16 protein-coding genes are annotated in these 16,868 nt (G+C 54.4%); 11 read left to right on the top strand and 5 right to left on the bottom strand.

Annotated elements, in window-relative coordinates:
• Window positions 1-83: 83 nt before the first annotated feature.
• Window positions 84-1,100: a phosphate/phosphite/phosphonate ABC transporter substrate-binding protein gene (locus tag KJS42_RS06260; RefSeq protein ID WP_213622329.1), complete on the bottom strand. Its 1,017-nt coding sequence runs from the start codon at window positions 1,098-1,100 to the stop codon at window positions 84-86.
• Between the two features lie 179 nt (window positions 1,101-1,279).
• On the opposite strand from KJS42_RS06260, the gene KJS42_RS06255 reads away from it, so the two are divergent.
• The 4 genes from KJS42_RS06255 (at window position 1,280) to KJS42_RS06240 (ending at window position 5,769) form a co-directional block, all read left to right on the top strand.
• Window positions 1,280-2,887, top strand: a complete 1,608-nt coding sequence (locus KJS42_RS06255; protein WP_244868396.1) for a bifunctional metallophosphatase/5'-nucleotidase — start codon at window positions 1,280-1,282, stop codon at window positions 2,885-2,887.
• A gap of 163 nt (window positions 2,888-3,050) precedes the next feature.
• Window positions 3,051-3,638: a class I SAM-dependent methyltransferase gene (locus tag KJS42_RS06250; RefSeq protein ID WP_213622327.1), complete on the top strand. Its 588-nt coding sequence runs from the start codon at window positions 3,051-3,053 to the stop codon at window positions 3,636-3,638.
• A 38-nt stretch (window positions 3,639-3,676) separates the two neighbouring features.
• Window positions 3,677-3,955, top strand: coding sequence for a hypothetical protein (locus KJS42_RS06245; RefSeq protein WP_193416981.1), 279 nt, complete (start codon window positions 3,677-3,679; stop codon window positions 3,953-3,955).
• Window positions 3,956-4,074: 119 nt separating this feature from the next.
• Window positions 4,075-5,769, top strand: a complete 1,695-nt coding sequence (locus KJS42_RS06240; protein WP_213622326.1) for a methyl-accepting chemotaxis protein — start codon at window positions 4,075-4,077, stop codon at window positions 5,767-5,769.
• Between the two features lie 134 nt (window positions 5,770-5,903).
• On the opposite strand, the gene KJS42_RS06235 is transcribed toward KJS42_RS06240, so the two are convergent.
• Entirely contained in the window at window positions 5,904-6,665 is a 762-nt protein-coding gene (locus tag KJS42_RS06235; protein WP_213622325.1) for a DeoR/GlpR family DNA-binding transcription regulator, read from the bottom strand.
• 432 nt (window positions 6,666-7,097) lie between these two features.
• On the opposite strand from KJS42_RS06235, the gene KJS42_RS06230 reads away from it, so the two are divergent.
• The 7 genes from KJS42_RS06230 to KJS42_RS06200 all read left to right on the top strand — a co-directional run bounded on the left by KJS42_RS06230 (window position 7,098) and on the right by KJS42_RS06200 (window position 14,179).
• Window positions 7,098-8,171: an ABC transporter ATP-binding protein gene (locus tag KJS42_RS06230; protein ID WP_213622324.1), complete on the top strand. Its 1,074-nt coding sequence runs from the start codon at window positions 7,098-7,100 to the stop codon at window positions 8,169-8,171.
• Window positions 8,164-9,042 (top strand): carbohydrate ABC transporter permease, encoded by an 879-nt coding sequence (locus tag KJS42_RS06225; protein ID WP_155604791.1) that lies wholly within the window; start codon window positions 8,164-8,166, stop codon window positions 9,040-9,042. Before KJS42_RS06230 ends, KJS42_RS06225 begins: the two co-directional genes overlap by 8 nt.
• Before the next feature lie 83 nt (window positions 9,043-9,125).
• A complete protein-coding gene (locus KJS42_RS06220) occupies window positions 9,126-9,893 on the top strand; it encodes a carbohydrate ABC transporter permease (RefSeq protein ID WP_418888780.1) in 768 nt (255 codons plus the stop codon).
• Between the two features lie 63 nt (window positions 9,894-9,956).
• On the top strand, window positions 9,957-11,297 hold the full coding sequence (locus tag KJS42_RS06215) for an ABC transporter substrate-binding protein (RefSeq protein WP_213622323.1): 1,341 nt from the start codon (window positions 9,957-9,959) through the stop codon (window positions 11,295-11,297).
• A gap of 17 nt (window positions 11,298-11,314) precedes the next feature.
• On the top strand, window positions 11,315-12,109 hold the full coding sequence (locus KJS42_RS06210; RefSeq protein WP_213622322.1) for a glycerophosphodiester phosphodiesterase family protein: 795 nt from the start codon (window positions 11,315-11,317) through the stop codon (window positions 12,107-12,109).
• Entirely contained in the window at window positions 12,103-12,909 is an 807-nt protein-coding gene (locus KJS42_RS06205; protein WP_213622321.1) for an HAD-IIA family hydrolase, read from the top strand. Before KJS42_RS06210 ends, KJS42_RS06205 begins: the two co-directional genes overlap by 7 nt.
• Before the next feature lie 22 nt (window positions 12,910-12,931).
• The gene (locus KJS42_RS06200) at window positions 12,932-14,179 is read left to right on the top strand and encodes a sn-glycerol-1-phosphate dehydrogenase (protein ID WP_213622320.1); all 1,248 of its coding nucleotides are present in this window, start codon (window positions 12,932-12,934) and stop codon (window positions 14,177-14,179) included.
• Window positions 14,180-14,184: 5 nt separating this feature from the next.
• Here the strand turns inward: KJS42_RS06200 and KJS42_RS06195 are convergent, their stop codons facing one another.
• From KJS42_RS06195 to KJS42_RS06185, 3 genes are all read right to left on the bottom strand, one after another.
• Window positions 14,185-14,778, bottom strand: a complete 594-nt coding sequence (locus KJS42_RS06195; RefSeq protein WP_155604797.1) for a YkoP family protein — start codon at window positions 14,776-14,778, stop codon at window positions 14,185-14,187.
• 199 nt (window positions 14,779-14,977) lie between these two features.
• Window positions 14,978-15,514 carry a phosphatase PAP2 family protein gene (locus tag KJS42_RS06190; protein WP_155604798.1) on the bottom strand — a complete coding sequence of 179 codons (537 nt, stop codon included), beginning with the start codon at window positions 15,512-15,514 and terminating at the stop codon, window positions 14,978-14,980.
• Window positions 15,515-15,617: 103 nt separating this feature from the next.
• Window positions 15,618-16,826 (bottom strand): MFS transporter, encoded by a 1,209-nt coding sequence (locus KJS42_RS06185; protein WP_155604799.1) that lies wholly within the window; start codon window positions 16,824-16,826, stop codon window positions 15,618-15,620.
• Window positions 16,827-16,868: the final 42 nt, after the last annotated feature.

Genomic DNA, 16,868 nt, shown 5'->3' with positions numbered 1-16,868 from the left:
TCTGGAAAAACGCACAGCCAGCCGGGAGCGCAGGGCGCTTCGACTGGCTTGCAGGGGGTTATTCGTCAAATTTCGTTCAAAGCCTATTCCGTTTTGACTTTCTCGTTATATTCGCGGACGATGTCGAACACGCTGTCGTTTGATTCAACATAACCTTCATGCGTGTAGATATCCGCAATGATTTGATGGCCTTCCGTATCCTTGCCAATCTCGATGAAGGCATCCTTCAGCTTCTGAACCCACTCCGCGTTCATGTCGGAACGAACGGAGATCGTATCGTTTGGAATCGGCTCTGTGTATGTCAGTACGCGAGTATCCTCGAATACCTTCGGATAATCCTTAACCACGGTGTTACGGGCATCTTGGAAGATGGCAGCAGCGTCTACATCGCCATTAAGAACCGCGATGACGCCTTGGTCATGACCTTTCACCGTGATTGGTTCTACGTCAGACAGCGGATCTAAGCCAGCTTCTTGGAGCTTGGCGGCCGGCCATACATAGCCCGCGGAAGACGTTACGTTTTGGTAGGCGATTTTTTTGCCTTTCAGGTCCTCGACGGATTTGATGTCGGAATCCTTCTTCACGATGATCATCGATTTGTAGAAATCAACCAATTGATCCGTAGGTGCGCCGGTATCATCTTGCACCCCAAAGCGCTGCGCCTGCAAAATAACCTCAGCTGCGCCTTTCTCCTTTGCCAACACATAGGCCGTTGGAGGCAGGAAGCCAACGTCTACTTGCTTGGAAGCCATGGCTTCGATAATCGTATTGTAGTCGGTCGACACGCTGACCTTCACGGGAATACCTAAGCGGTCGGACAGCAATTTTTCCAGCGGCTTCGCTTTCGCTTCAAGCGTATCGGCATTTTGCGAAGGCACGAATTGTACGGTCAGCGTTTCTGGTACGTAGCCGGTTTCGGCAGGGGTTTCCGCAGCATCGGTAGCTGCGTTAGTACCTGCGTTTGCAGCGGTAGCATTGGTTTGGCCGGATTCGGCCGATGCGTTCCCGCTGGTGTTAACTGGAGCGTTGTTTCCGCAAGCACTCAGGATGACGGAAAACGTCAAGAATAAAGGCAAAACAAACTTGGCAATCTTGTTCAAGCGTATGACCTCCACTTAATCTCATTTTTGGATTACGTGATTACTATAAAAGAGTTTTATTAACCTGCCGTCAGAGGTGAAGTTGAAGTTTGTAAAATCCTAATTTTCAGGAGTTTACAAAACTTGCGATATTCGTTGCTAGAATGGAAAGCAATAAGATGAAATCAGAGGTGGATGACATGGATAAGGTTAGGGAGGAAGCAGTCTGCAAAATTTTGATCACGAGCGACGTACATGGCTTCATCTATCCGACGGATTACCGCACGTCCGAGGAACGTCCAATCGGTCTGGCTAAGCTGGCTACGCTCATTCGGCGCGAACGCGAGCAGACGCCCAGCCTGCTGCTGGTCGACAACGGAGATATCATTCAGGGCACCCCGCTATGCACCTTACACGTCAAAGAAAATTTGGATGGCGTTCATCCGTCGATCGCGGCCATGAATCTGCTGAATTATGATGCAGCGGTGCCGGGCAATCACGAATTTAATTATGGGCAGGAGCTGTTGCGCAAGGTCATGAAAGACTCGCGGTTTCCGTGGCTGTCGGCGGGGATTGTGAATGCGGGAGATGAGAGAGAGCCGGCGTTTGGCAAGCCGTATATTGTAAAGACAACCCCTGAGGGGGTCAAAATCGCCATCTTGGGCGTCACGACCCATTACATTCCGCATTGGGAGCATCCTCGGCACATTGCGGGCTGGGCGTTTCGAGACGCGCTGGATACGGTGAAGACCTGGGTTCCCCGCATTCGGGAGGAAGAGCGGCCGGATTTGATGGTGGTCAGTTACCACGGCGGTTTCGAGCGAGAGTTGGCGACAGGAGCAGCGACGGAACGGCTGACCGGCGAAAATCAAGGTTATGCGATGTGCCTAGAGGTTCCGGGCGTCGACGTGTTGATTACAGGCCATCAGCATCGGATGATCGCAGGCGAGGTTGGTGGGGTGACGGTGATCCAGCCGGGGACGGGGGGAAAAGCTTTAGGCAAAATCACCGTCTGTTTCCAGCGCGGGGCCGACGGCCGATGGGCCGTCCGCGAGAAAACGGCCGAGCTGCTCGTTCCCGATGCCGCCGTGGCGGCCGAACCCGAGGTGCTGGAGCTGGTGCGGCCAATGGAATCGGCCACGCAAGCGTGGCTGGACCAGCCAATCGGTCTTGTTGACGGGGATATGACGATCGAGAGTCCGTTCGCTTGCCGCTTGGCGGACAATCCGTTTATGGAATTCGTCAATCAGGTGCAGATGGAGGCGGCCGGCGTGGACGTCTCCAATGCAGCTTTGCTGAGCGAACAATCCAAGGGGTTTGCCGGCAGGATTACGCTGCGGGATGTGCTGACGAACTTTATGTACCCGAACACGTTGACCGTCCTGCGTCTGGCCGGGCGGGACATCCGAGAGGCGCTGGAGCAGACAGCAAACTATTTTGTATTGGGAGAGGATGGCGTAATCACGGTTAATCCGATTTATCTCGAACCTAAGGCGCAGCATTACAATTATGATATGTGGGAAGGGATTGAATACGAGCTGGACGTCGCCAAACCCGTAGGGCAGCGGGTCGTGAAGTTGATCCGGAACGGGGCGCCGCTGCAAGACGAGACGGAGGTCGATGTCGTTATGAACAATTACCGCGCCGGCGGGGGCGGCGATTATGACATGTACCGGGGCAAGCCGGTGGTTAGGGAGATCCAGGCCGATATGGCGGATCTGGTGGCGGAGTTCCTCGAGCGGCACGGGACGATTCGGGCTGCCTGCGACGGGAACTGGAAGATTGTCAACGGCGTGTCCGGGCTATAAATTATCAGAAATTCATCCGGTGAACCGTTTGGGAATGTCGTTCGGGTCAGGCACCTATCGGATATTATTCACCGATCCATGTCACTCCTGGCGTCCCTCATGGAGCGCAGCGACAGGGTCTGTTACAATAAGAGGATCCAGATCACCACGAGGAGATGTCCCCATGCCCGCTTTCGCTACCCCGATCCTGACCGCCGTCTTGCTAATCTTCCTGCTAGTTGCGGCCGCGATGATCGTCTATTGGAGCTGGAGAAACGGGATTTCGCCGATGCCTGCATCTGCCGCCGTCCGGCGGACGGTCGTTCGGGAGCTTATGCGGTTGGAACGTACTGCCGCCCCTAATAGGGCGGCTCCGCTCGTTCCTGTCTGCCCTATCGTCGAAGCGGGAGCAGGTTGGGGAACCTTGGCTCTGGCCATCGCCGGGGCTGATCCCCGCCTACGAATCGTTGGGATCGAGAACTCAATGGTTCCCTGGTTGTTTTCTCGATTGGCCTTGCGGATGGGGGCTTACTCTCAGGTGCAATTTTTGCGAGGAGACTTATACAAGTTCCCTTACGAAACTGCGGGTACGGTCATCTGTTACCTGTACCCTGAAGCGATGCGGCGGCTGGATCCCTTGCTTCGAGCGCGGTTAACCCCGGGGGCGCGGGTGATCAGTGTGTGTTTTGCCCTACCGGGTTGGCAGCCGACGGAGGTCGTCACCTGCCGAGATATGTACCGTACTAAAATTTACATCTACGAGACAGACTAGGAAACAAATTGAACCCAATATGGCAGGAGTGAACGATTGTGAGCGATCAAATCAATGAACAGGAGCTGGTCCAGTTTATCGCCGACCGGTCGAAATCGAGTCTGGACAGCATTCGCTTGGTGCTCAAGCATGAAGCGGATTTCATCAATCAAGCCCAGCAAAATGCCGATGGCGAGGTAGAGATCGACGGGGACGAATTGGTGGATTATGTCCTGAGCCGGAGCGACGTGAAGCTCGACGAATTGACGGTGGAAACCATCCTCGATTTGGAAATGGATTATTTGACGGAGCATGGACTCGCCGGATACATCGATTAGTTAGCGGAAAATAAATATGGCCCAGGCCCCTAAATACTGGGGGCGCTGGGCTTTCCTTTTCTACACAAAACCTACGGGACCCCTTATGATTTAGTGAAAGTTGTAAGGAGGCGAAAACTATGCGTATTCGAAGCATCGGGACAAAAATTAATCTGATTGTGGTCGGCATTTTAGTGGTCGTGTCAGGAACAATCGGCTATGTAGCGGTTAAACAAATGGAGAGCGGCATTAAGACGTTCGCTACGGCCAAAGCGCGAAGCGATTTGGAGCTGGTCAACCGCTATCTGGACAGCAAGTACCCCGGTGCTTGGCGCATTGAGGGAGACCGGTTCTACAAAGGCGAAACCGTGATTAGCGGGAATTTCGAAATCGTGGATGAAATCGGGGGATTAACGGAGGACACGGTGACGATTTTCCAAGGGGATACGCGCGTGTCGACCAACGTGATGGTGGATGGAGAACGGGCCGTGGGTACGAAGGTGTCCGATAAAGTGGCCGATGTCGTCCTCAAGGGTGGCAGCAGCTACTACGGGGAAGCGGTGGTGGTCGGCCAAACGTATCAGGCTGCGTATCAGCCGATCCAATCGAAGAGCGGCGAGGTTATCGGCATCTTGTACGTGGGGGCGTCGCAGCACTTAATGGATACCATCCGCGGAACATTTATTCAGCGTTTTGCCGTTGTTTTTGCGGGGGCGCTCGTCATCTCTATCGCGTTGATCTTGGGATATATGCGTGGCATGAAAAAACGGCTTAGCCGGTTGGCCAAAGCGATGGAACAAGCCGGTGCCGGTGATTTTACGGCGACTATCCGCGATGATTCGCGGGACGAGATCGGGTTGCTGAGCGCCGGGTACAACCAGATGGGTGCAAATCTGCAGCAGCTGGTGCAGCAAGGGCTGCTCGCCTCGGACAAAGTGACTGAAGCTGCCCGGAGGCTGCTGACGATCGCGGAGCAAACCAACGATGGCTCGGCTCGGATCGCGGCCTCGATCGAGCAGGTTGCCGCAGGGGCGGAGAGCCAGACGATGAGCACGGCGGAGAATGCCCGCGCTATGGAGGAGATTGCGATCGGCGTCCAGCATATCGCCGAGCATGCCTCCGAAGCCGCCGAGCTGGCGGGGCAGTCCAGACAGCAGGCGGTTGACGGCGGCGAGCAAGTTCGCAGGACGGTCGAACAGATGGAATCGATCGACCGTTCTGTTCAGGCCAGCAGTTCGCTGGTCCGTCTGCTGAACGACAAATCGCAGGAAATTGCCTTGATGGTAGAGGCGATCCGCGGGATTTCCCAGCAGACGAATCTGCTCGCGCTCAATGCGTCGATCGAGGCGGCTCGTGCCGGCGAGGAAGGGCGCGGCTTCGCTGTCGTCGCCTCCGAGGTCCGCAAGCTGGCTGAGCAGTCGGAGGCTTCATCGGAACGAATTGTCGAGGTCATGTCGCAGATCGATACGGACATCAAACAGTCGCTGGAAGCGATGGACCTTGTGATCGGAGAGGTCGAGTCGGGCCTTGCGTTAACGCAGGAAACGGATCGCAGCTTTGCGGATATCTCCGCTTCGAACGGCCAAATCGCCGACCAAATCGAGCAGCTCGCCGCGACAGCCCAACAAATGTCCGCCGGGATTGAGGAAGTCACGGCTTCCGTCCACGTCATCGCGGATATCGCCCAAAGCTCGGGCGCTGCCGCGCAGGAAGTGAGCAGCGCTTCGGCGAGTCAACTGGCGGCCATCGCAGACATCAACGCCGCATGCGCCTCGCTTTCAGCGGTTTCGGACGAGCTCCAGCAGGTGTTGGGCAAGTTTCGAGTGAAGGGATAGACAGGCCGGTCTCGCTTGCCGATTTGCCGCTGCGCGGACTGCCGAATATAGCTTGAGCGAAACCGGGTCTCCTCTTTGGAGCCCGGTTTTGGTGTCTCTTGGCGGCTCCTCAGGTTTCCTAACGCATACCCGGTTTACACTTGGAGAACGGTGATCCCTCGCTCCTGAAACGGCTTGACGTCGAAATCCGTAGCCTCATTCCCCGTAATCAAGGTATGAATGGAACTATTAGGGGCGACGGTATGCAGGGAGAGCTTACCGATCTTCGTATGGTCGCAGACGACGACAATTTCACCGGCTGCCTTGATCATTCTCTGCTTGGCAGGTACCAACAGCGCTTCAGGATGCATCAGACCGTGCTGGGGATGCAACGCCGGCGTTCCGATAAACGCCTTCTCCACATGTAAGGACTGTAGTACATGATCCGTGAACATCCCGTTGAGCATGTAGCTTGACGGATACAACTCTCCTCCCGTGAGGATGACCTTAACCCCCGGCGCATCCCGCAGCTCGACAGCTACGTTCATATCGTTCGTGATGACCGTGACATTGGAGCGATTGACGAGATGGGTCGCGATGTGCAGCGTGGTTGTCCCGGAATCAATGATAATGTTCTCTCCGTCTTCTACCAATGATGCTGCATGACGGCCGATGCGGATTTTCTCCTCCAGATGTTGATTTCTTCGTTCTTGAAAAGAGGGCTCGTCGTGCGTCCATTGCTCCATAATGACGCCCCCGTGCGTTCTTCTCAGCGCGCCCTCCTGCTCGATCTCCGCCAAATCCCTGCGAATGGTCGCGCTATGCACGTTAAATTCCGCAGCCAGCATCGCTACCGTAGCGGTCCGGTACTGTCTGACATACTCCACAATGCGTCGTTTTCTATCCACAGCCAGCAAGCTCCATCTTCCTTCCTCAAGATCAAATGCGCAAAAATGCGCAATTCTTCAAATAACTGATTTGATTTTCATAGGGATACTCCCCTTGATTCTAACGAATAAATATTTTCTGCGTGTTAACAAACAAGGGGGGATTCCGGGGGAAGTACGGCTATATTTTTCGACGATTCAGGGAATTTACTGGAGTTCTCACGAGGCATTCCGTTACCGGCAGTCATCTTCCTTCCTATTAAGTGAGGGCTTATTTCTTCATTCTACGAATCCGCCAAAGCCACCAAGATCATATTTACATCCCCTTGAATTTGGTCTTATACTCCCCAAACGAATGATCCTTACAATCGAGATAAGCTCAAGTGAGCAAAAAGAAGCGGAAATTGCGCATTATCTGCTCACTTCTATACACATCAACAATTTGGATAAGGGGGATGGCACTTGGCATCCATACAATTTGTGAACGTAAGCAAAGCTTTTGAGAAAAATGCAGTCATCCAGAATCTCAATTTGACGATTGAGGATGGAGCGTTTACCGTGCTCGTTGGCCCGTCCGGCTGCGGCAAAACCACGCTGCTGCGCATGATCGCAGGGCTGGGCCCGCAAACCTCCGGACAGGTGCTGATCGACGGCAAGGACGTTTCTCGCATACCACCAGGCCAGCGCGGCGTGGCGATGGTATTTCAAAACTATGCGATTTATCCCACGATGTCGGTGCGGGAAAATATTGAGTTTGGTCTGAGAAACAACAAGATTCCCAAGGCGGAGCGGGTACAACTCGTGGAAAGCATTAGCGAAACCGTTGGCCTGCTAGACTATTTGGACCGAAAGCCATCCGCTTTGTCCGGCGGACAGCGACAGCGCGTTGCCTTGGCCCGGGCGATGGTCAAGAAGCCGTCCGTTTTTCTCATGGACGAACCGTTGTCCAATCTCGATGCCAAGCTGCGGGTGCAAATGCGCATTGAACTGATCGAACTACATAAGAAGCTGGGCACGACCTTCGTGTACGTAACGCACGACCAAGTGGAAGCCATGTCGATGGCCGATACGATCGTGCTGATGAATCAGGGGGAAATCCAGCAGGAGGCACCGCCGCATGAGATCTACCATCAGCCGAGCAATTTGTTTACGGCGCAGTTTATCGGCGTTCCGTCCATGAACATCGGCGATCTTGGCGTGGACGGCGTGAAATTCGGATTCCGGCCCGAGAACGCCGGTTTGTCGGCAGCAACGGCTGCACGGGAACATTCGGGGCTAACGCCGCACTATTCCCTTCAAGGGACCATCGTCACCCGCGAGATGCTAGGAGCCGAAACGATCTACCAAGTTAGATCGAGAGACTTGTCCTTTATGGTGAAATCCCCCGAAGACGCGTATCACGTCGATCAAGAGGTCGTACTTGGCGTTGAGGCCTCCAAGCTGCATTTCTTTGGAGCCGATGAGTTGCGTATCCCCGCTAACGATCCAGGCATTGCTGGTTATTTGGAGGCGCTGAAGGGGAAAAGCCATGGATAAACGACCATTGTGGGAGCGGCTCCGGCCTTATGTGTTGATAGCGCCTGCAATGGCGGGCATCGGTTTGTTTGTCATTTACCCTGTCCTGTATCTCGTCTATCTGAGTTTCTACAAATATAACCTGATGAACAAAGCCAAAAGCAAGTTTATCGGCTGGGATAACTTTCAGCAAATTTTAACGCGGGGCGATTTTTACAAAGCATTAGGGAATACCGCCATTTACACCGCCGGCGTCGTCACGCTAACGGTTGGGCTATCCCTGATCATCGCGGTTTGGCTGAACAAAAAAAGCCGCATTAACTCCCTGGTGCAGGCCGGGATTTTCACGCCGCATATCGTTTCTATCGTCTCCATATCGCTGGTTTGGCTGTGGTTGATGGACCCTGAACAGGGGCTGCTCAATTTTATGTTGGAATCCTTTGGACTGCCCGCTTCCGATTGGCTGCAAAGCTCCAAGACGGCGCTCTTATCCGTCATTATCGTTTCGGTATGGCAAAATATCGGCTACTACACGCTCATTATTGTAGCAGCGCTGCAGAGCGTACCACCCAGCATATACGAAGCGGCTGCGCTCGATAACGCGAGCAGGTTCAAGGTGTTTACCAAGATTACGCTGCCTATGATTTCGCCGCAGTTATTTTTCATCCTGGTCATTATGACGATTGGGTCCTTCAAAGTGTTTGATACGGTCAAAATCATGACCGGGGGCGGCCCCAACAATGCGACCAATACGCTGGTTTATTATATCTACGGATTCCGGACGACCAACATCGGTTATTCGGCAGCGACCGGGACGGTTCTGATGGCGATCATCGGCGTGCTGACTCTGATCTATTTCAGACTGCTGGCTAAGAAGGTTCATTATCAATGAGGAAAGGGAGCCCGCTTGTGAAAATATTTGATTGGAGAAGCCTGGCCTCGGTGTTGGGCGTATTGCTGAAAGCAGCGGTCGTCATGGTATTTATTTTTCCATTCCTATGGATGATCTCTACCTCGCTGCAGACGTTTCGGGAGACGCTGGCCTTTCCGCCGACCTGGATTCCAGCAATCCCACAGTGGAACAACTTTGTAGAAGCAATGAGCGCGGGGCCGTTCTTGATGTATGCGAGAAACTCGGTCGTTATTACGGTGTCCATCATCGTGCTGCAGTTTGCGGTGATGATTCCAGCCGCGTATGCCTTTGCTAAATACCGTTTTCGTGGGAAAAGCGTTCTGTTTGGTTTCGTCCTCCTCGCGTTCATGATTCCAGGACAAATCACCTTTATCCCGGTATATCTGTTGATGGCCGACTTTGGGCTGATCCATACGTTATGGCCACAGATCATCCCGTTTATGTCCAATGCGTTCGGGATTTTCTTACTGCGCCAATATTTCATGCAGATTCCGGAAGAGATTATTGAAGCGGCTAGATTGGATAATGCCGGGGAAATCAAGGTGATTTGGAGAATCATGCTTCCCATGGCAGGGCCAGCGCTGGCGACCATTGCCTTGTTCAGCTTCGTCAGTCATTGGAACGAGTATTTCTGGCCGCTCGTTATGACGAACTCTGAGGCGATCCGGCCGCTAACGCTAGGAATCGCCATGCTGCGGGAGACGGAGGGAATCAGCAACTGGCATATTATCATGGCCGGTAACGTTGTGCTGGTTGTTCCTATTCTGCTCGTTTACGCATTCTGTTCACGTCACATCGTCAAAGCATTCGTATACTCAGGGATTAAATAGGCCAAACGGTCGCAGTCCCTTTCAAATACAACAACAATTCATTCATTGGAGGGAAACGAAAAGATGAAAAGAAAAGGGAAATTCATTGTGGTCTTAACGCTGTTATTGGGGATCCTAGCCGGCTGTGGAGGAGGGAACTCCACCGCTAATTCAGGAAACTCGCAGAGCGGAACTGCCGCGGATCCGGCGACGACGGGAACGGAAACGGCAGCTGCAAACGCCGGCGGTAAAACGACCGTACAATTCTGGCATTCGCTGGGGGGTAAAAACGGGGAGTACATGGATGCGTTGATCCAGCGTTTCAACGAATCTCATAACGATATTGAAGTCGTAGGGACTTATCAAGGCGGCTATGACGAGACCGTAACCAAGCTGCAGCAAGCGGTCGCTTCCAACACCGCGCCGGATGTGAGCATGCTGGAACGCGCCTATGTGCTCATGTTCGCTGACTCGGACGTGTTGGAGGATCTGACGCCATTTATGGAGAAGTCGGGGCTGAGTGCGGACGACTTTACCACAGGACTAATGGGCCATTCCTATTTCAACGACAAACTGGTTTCGCTGCCTTTGAACCGCTCGACCCCCATTTTGCACATCAACAAATCCATGCTGGATGAACTCGGGTTGGCGGTTCCAACGACCTGGGAAGAGTTAAAAACCGTGGCCAACGCGCTGGTCGTTAAAGAGGGGAAAGAAGTGACGCGTTACGGGTTGTCGATGCCTTACGATACCTGGTATCCGATCGCCATGATTTCTCAGTCCGGGGGGAAGTTCTTTAACGACGAAAATACCTCGACCGGGTTCATCGATAACGGTATCGGCAAGGAAGTATTTAGCTACCTGAAGGATCTGCAAGGCACGGGAGCGTTGTATTATCCGCCGGCGCAGGATTCCGGGAACATCGTCAACAGCATGTTCGTGGAAGGCAAGATCGGCATGATGTTTCAATCCACGGGTTCGATCGGGGGGTTGAGCAGCTCCGTGGACTTTGATTATGTTACGGCGTTCCTGCCGAAAAACGATGTTTACGCGAATCCTACCGGAGGCGCAAACGTTGCTTTGATGGCCGGTTCTTCGAACAAAGAGGCCGCTTGGGAATTTATCCGCTGGATGGAAACCGATCCGCAGGGCGGGCTGCAGTTTATTTTGCAATCGGGTTACCTCCCCTTCACGAAGAAAATGGTGGAATCGCCGGAAATTCAGGATTTGTGGGCAAAGGAACCCAACCGGAAAGTGGCGTACGACCAGTTGCAATATGCCATCGATACCAACAATGATGTTGCATGGCCTGAAGTGATGCACGAGTTCTTTTCGACTATCGAAGCAATCATGTATGACAGTCAGGACATCCAGGCTGCACTGGATGCGTTCAACAAAGAGACAGAACGGATTTTGGCGGAGTAAGGGAGGGAGAAACAACAATGATCGAGCGTTTAAACCAGGATGCGTCACTGATGATCGCGGGACACCGTGGATATAAATCCGCTTACCCGGAAAACACGCTGCTGGCCTTCCGCGAGGCCTTGGATTTGGGTGTCGATATGATGGAATTCGATCTTCGCCTGTCCAAGGACGGGGAGATCATGGTGATTCATGATGCTACAGTAGACCGGACGACAAACGGGTCCGGTGCGGTCGGCGATTATACTTGTGAGGAGTTAAAGCGGCTGGATGCCGGAGGCTGGTTTGGGCGAGAGTTTGCCGGGCTGCAAATTCCGACGCTCGCGGAGCTGATCGCGCTGCTGGCGGATTATCCCGATGTACTGCTTAATGTCGAGATCAAGCCAGCGGCAAACGCGAAACAAGCAGCGGACCTGACGATCGCTTTGTTGGATGAAACGGGCTTCCTGCCGCGCGCGGTGTTCACCTGTTTCGACGCTGAAGTATTAACGTATATTCACGATTCGTACGGTCTGAAGACGCAAGGATTTCCTGCGGAATTGATGTCGGGGTTTGTGTATGGGGAGGGCGGAACTTACTCCAAGATGTGGGCGTTAGGGTTGGAAATGAAGCTCCTCACACCGGAGCGCGTTCAGGAGTTCCGTGAGCTTGGTTTGCTCGTTTGGAGCTACTGTCCGGACGAACCGGAACAGGTGCGGTACAGCGTTGAATGTGGCGTTACCGGCATGACCTGCAATAATCCGCTACCCGCGCTGCATCTCCGCCGAGGCATGCAGATACTGACGTCAGAGATAGGAGACAGGTCCCGATGGTAGAGATGATCGAGGGACTCGTTATTGACTTGGACGGTACAGTGTACCGAGGGAACGAGGCCATCGAAGGTGCCGTTGAGACGATTAGCAGGTTGAAGGCCGCGGGAACGAAGGTTGTATTTCTCAGTAACCGCGGGAATATATCCCGGAAAATGTGCCGGGAGAAGCTGAGCGGCATGGGACTGGACGTGAGCGAGGAGGAGATCCTCCTCGCGTCCACAATTGCTGCACGATATTTGCGGGCCCATGGCGAGGGACGCCAGGTTTGGGTGCTGGGTGAGCAGGGATTGATTGACGAGCTGTGCATCGCGGGCGTACCTCTGGCCGAACGGCCCGAAGACGCAGGTTGGCTGCTGATTACGTTGCATGAACGGCTAACGTATCAGGACTTGAATCTGTCATTTCGTGCGGTGCGGCACGGGGCGCGGATCATCGCTACCAATAGCGACCGGATGTTTCCCGGAGAGGGGGGCGACTGTATTGACGTGGCCGGGATGATTGGTGCGATCGTGCATGCGACGGCTCAAGATGTGGAAATTGTGGTTGGCAAACCCTCTTCTTTAATGGCGGAAGCCGCGCTTGAAACGTTGGGGTTGCCGCCAGAACGCTGCCTGGTGATCGGCGATAGTCTGGAGTCGGATATCCGGCTTGGGCATGCGGCCGGAATGAGGACTGCCTTGGTCCTTACGGGTTCAACCGATCTTGGGGCTGTGAGATTAAGTCCGATTCAGCCGGAGTATATCTGGAATTCGATCCGCGATGTGAGTTCCGTGTTAGGGATTGAACGTTCGAAAATGAATTAAGGGAAGAGAAGGGAAGCCACTTATGACCGATATTTTGCATCGCATCAGGGAACTCGCGGCTGGACTGGGAGAGCCTTACCGTCAGGCAATCGACCTGGACGAAATCCGGGTTGAGACGGGGGCGCTTCAGCTGGCAGCCGACTATGTCACGAAAAAAAACTACCGCAATGTGATTGTTGCGGTGGATCAAAATACGTATGAAGCGGTTGGAAAGCAATTGGTAATGCTTTTGGAAACGGAGAAGGAACGCGGATCTGGGGAAGTGGACGTTTATACCACGATGATCCAGCCTGATGCCGAAGGTGACGTCATCGCCGATGAAGCCTCGCTGATCGAACTGATCTTGGATGTTCAGCGGTGGGAGGCGAATGTCATCGTAGCCTGCGGGGGAGGCACGCTGCATGACATCTGCCGGTACGCCGCTTACACCACGGGTATTCCATTCGTATCCGTTCCGACGGCACCCTCTGTCGACGGGTTTAACTCTAAGGGGGCTCCGATCCTTCTGCGAGGGGAGAAGAAAACGATCCCGGCCATCGGTCCGAAGGCGATTTTCGCCGATCTCGATGTCCTTGTGCAAGCTCCGCCGGAGCTGGTGGCGGCGGGGTTCGGCGACATGTTGGGCAAATACACCTCCTTGTTTGATTGGAGGTTTGGCTCGTGGACGGCTGATGAACCTTATCTGGAGCTGGCAGCGGAGATTACCCGAAAGGCATTGGATAAATGCGTCGCCTCGGTAGATGCCATCGCAGATCGAAGTGAGGAAGGGATTTGCCTCTTGATGAGCTCGTTGATCGAATCCGGTCTGGCGATGCTGCTGTTCGGGCAGTCTCATCCGGCTTCCGGCGCGGAGCATCATTTATCGCATTATTGGGAGATGGAGTATCTGCGTTTAGGTCGCCGCCAACTGCTGCACGGAGCGAAAGTAGGAGTGGCCAGTATGGAGATCGCGGGCCTCTACCACCGGCTTGTCAATGAGGGCTTTGGGGCGCAGGGGATACATCCTGCTGCGGCGGTTCCGCCGCAAGTCACCGCCTGCTGGGAGCAGATCTGCCAGGAGATCCAACTGATCCCGGATCCGCACCAGCTTGGCGAATTGTTGGCTGCCGTTGGCGGCCCCAATACCATGGAGCAGCTTGGTGTAGAACCGGGTCTGCTGGAACGTAGCTTGCGGGAGGCGCATCGGGTACGCCCGGGTCGGCACACACTGCTGCGCGCATACAACGAGATCAACGAAACGTTTGCGGAGGAATCACCCGGCAGCGAATAGGGCGCCTATACGAGCGCCTTCTCCGCCCCAAATTGCCGGATCAGCGTCGCGCGGGTCATGACCAGCTTCAGCGGAATCAGCTTGTCCGTATGGCCATCGATCCGTTTGCGGCTGCTTGGATGGAAGACGGTGAGAAGTAATCGGAGGTAGGAGGTCGTCAACGTACGGAAGGCACCTTGTTCGACGCGATGTGTCTCGAAGCCTAGTCCGTGTGTGATGCCCCGATGCAATAAGGTAATCCCCTGCAGCGCCTTCACTTGGCTGAGCTGCGGGTTTCTTTGCATTTCGGCGCATATTTGGCGCATCGCGCTTCTGGCGAGGCGGGCAGTCATCAGGGCGACGCGGTTCGCCTCGTTCGATTGCAGCATGGCGAGGATTTGGCGATTGTCCAAATGGAGCTCTCCAATCCAATCGCCGTCTTGAATCCATGTGCCATCCTCGCATTGCATGCTTTTTCCGCGATATTTGGTGACGAACATTTTGCAGATGCCGAACTCTCCGGCGTAGTTGGAGCGCATTCGGCTGAACAGATCGAACACTCGCTCCCAGCTCATCCAAACTCCTTGGATGACTTGCTTGATTATCGTTTGGGCTTGCATCGATATCCCAGCTTTCTCTATAGAATGTGAAGCGCTTACATCAGAATATCCGGCAGTGTGCGTTCTCCCCCAAGTTTACGGTAGAAAGGTGCAACATTCTAGGGTGGACAGGGCCGGATTCGCACCAAGCGGCGAATTTTTACAGGCTCCCCGGCCATGCACGTCCTACTTTACTGGCTAAGCCTTCCGTACCTTTTAGCTAGGCCAGACCTGCGCTCAAGACAACGAGGAGAGCTGTTACGGCTCCAACCAGGCCGCCGGCCAGAACGTCGGAGGGATAATGGACTCCGAGATAAATTCGTGACAGGCCTACGATGAAAGCGAGCGGGAGTAGCACTTGCACCAGACCGGGGGCCGCGAATAGGAACGGGATCAATGTGGAGAACGCTGCTGTCGTATGTCCGGACGGGAACGAGTAATCCTTGAGCGGATGGATGGAGATCCTCGCGTTCTGCAGTGCTTCGTAGGGGCGGGTACGCTGGAACCGCTTCTTGATCAGGACTGCCAGCAGATGACTGAGAGTCAAGGCGATCAGGCTATGCCAACCCGCCCGTTGCCAGGAACCGGTAGCGAAGACGACCACGGAGATGGTTAACGCGATCGTAAATGCGGCGCTCCCTAGATGGGTCACACCCTTCAGAATCCGATCCAGCCACGGATGACTCAGCGAATGATTGCACCACAGAAACAGCCGGTTGTCGTATTCGCGCAGCCGAAGATAATAGCGATGTCTCATTCCAACTCCTCCACTTCCCTAAAAAATGATGGGCATCTATCGGCCCCTCGTCCTTCAACCAGGGTAACGTTTACCACGGAGACCGAACCAACGAGCGTCTTTGCTAGCCATGTTGCCGCTGCTGCGCGGGCGGATGCTGGCGTACCGGGCGGATCCAGTAAAATAACATGATGCCAAACAACAGCATGGCGCTAATCCCGACGGTAACCGTTACGTCGAAGCTCTCCGCCATCCAGCCGCCCAGAATCGGGCCCAGGATGACTCCGATGCCTTCGATGCCGGAGAGGACTCCCCAGCCGGTTGCTTTCTGCTCATCGGGAACAAAATGGGACAGAATCGCGTTCCATGCCGGCAGTACGGCAGCATATGCCGCGCCAAGACAGACAGCAAGCAGCATCGTGCTGAACATCTGCCGGGAGTAGATCAATAGTCCAAGGCAGGCGGCCAAGACGCCGAATCCGGCGATCAACAGCCACTTGTGACCCCATTTGTCGGCGAGCCGGCCCATCGGGATGAGCAATAATACGGTCATACAGCCTCCGGCCATCAACACGATGGAATATCCCGAATAATCCAGCGCCAAATATTCAGAAGCAAAACTCGGTAGGACGGGCACCAGCAGGCCGGCTGCTAATGTCTGCACGATCATGCCGGGCACGAGCGGCTTCATCTGAGTCAGCTTACTCCCGATTTGCCGCATTTGCTGCTTAAACGGAACCGTGTCTCCCAGCAATCGGCGGGATGAGAAATCCATCCGTTTCAAGGCAGCTAGCAGCCACCCGGCCGTCCAGCATCCGGCCAACAGCCAGAAAGATAAGGTATAGCTGCGATCCATCAGAAAGTTGACGGCGACCGGGCCGAGACCCAGCGAAACAAGCCAAATGGTGTAGATGGATCCCATCTGTGAGCCGCGACTGTCCTCCCGAATTTCGGATAGGCAGAGCAGCCAAACGGGTGACACCCCGATCCCGATCAGACCGGCCCCAAGCACGATGGCCCACGGGGCGCTGACCCCATAGGAGACAAACAGGCCTAGCAGTCCCAGCAACAGAAAGATATTCAGGATCAGCCGAGCCGGGAACCGGTCCAGCACGTAACCCGCGAGCACTTTAATCAGCGTGTCGGCTAAATAGTGGACCGAGATGGCTACGCCAACTGCCGCTAAGGTAATGTGGCGTTCCTTGGCATAAGCGGGTAAAAACGAGATGAGAAAGGCGCTGCGGGCGATTTCCGTCATAAACAAAATGGCGGCGCAGTGCAGAAATGCAGGTGTCAAATGATTTCCTGATATCCAACGAGCAGTACGTTTCATATGGGCGTAGCTCCTTGCTTCATATTCGTGTGCCGGCGGCTG

Origin of the sequence: Paenibacillus sp. J53TS2, assembly GCF_018403305.1 — a bacterium.
Taxonomy (GTDB): domain Bacteria; phylum Bacillota; class Bacilli; order Paenibacillales; family Paenibacillaceae; genus Fontibacillus; species Fontibacillus rhizolycopersici.
This window is presented reverse-complemented; position numbering and strand designations above follow the sequence as displayed.

Coding starts and splice junctions, on each gene's coding strand:
- KJS42_RS06255 (WP_244868396.1), top strand. CDS start 1,280: ATGGATAAGGTTAGGGAGGAAGCAGTCTGCAAAATTTTGATCACGAGC.
- KJS42_RS06250 (WP_213622327.1), top strand. CDS start 3,051: ATGCCCGCTTTCGCTACCCCGATCCTGACCGCCGTCTTGCTAATCTTC.
- KJS42_RS06240 (WP_213622326.1), top strand. CDS start 4,075: ATGCGTATTCGAAGCATCGGGACAAAAATTAATCTGATTGTGGTCGGC.
- KJS42_RS06225 (WP_155604791.1), top strand. CDS start 8,164: ATGGATAAACGACCATTGTGGGAGCGGCTCCGGCCTTATGTGTTGATA.
- KJS42_RS06220 (WP_418888780.1), top strand. CDS start 9,126: ATGGTATTTATTTTTCCATTCCTATGGATGATCTCTACCTCGCTGCAG.
- KJS42_RS06215 (WP_213622323.1), top strand. CDS start 9,957: ATGAAAAGAAAAGGGAAATTCATTGTGGTCTTAACGCTGTTATTGGGG.
- KJS42_RS06210 (WP_213622322.1), top strand. CDS start 11,315: ATGATCGAGCGTTTAAACCAGGATGCGTCACTGATGATCGCGGGACAC.
- KJS42_RS06205 (WP_213622321.1), top strand. CDS start 12,103: ATGGTAGAGATGATCGAGGGACTCGTTATTGACTTGGACGGTACAGTG.
- KJS42_RS06200 (WP_213622320.1), top strand. CDS start 12,932: ATGACCGATATTTTGCATCGCATCAGGGAACTCGCGGCTGGACTGGGA.
- KJS42_RS06195 (WP_155604797.1), bottom strand. CDS start 14,778: ATGCAAGCCCAAACGATAATCAAGCAAGTCATCCAAGGAGTTTGGATG.
- KJS42_RS06190 (WP_155604798.1), bottom strand. CDS start 15,514: ATGAGACATCGCTATTATCTTCGGCTGCGCGAATACGACAACCGGCTG.
- KJS42_RS06185 (WP_155604799.1), bottom strand. CDS start 16,826: ATGAAACGTACTGCTCGTTGGATATCAGGAAATCATTTGACACCTGCA.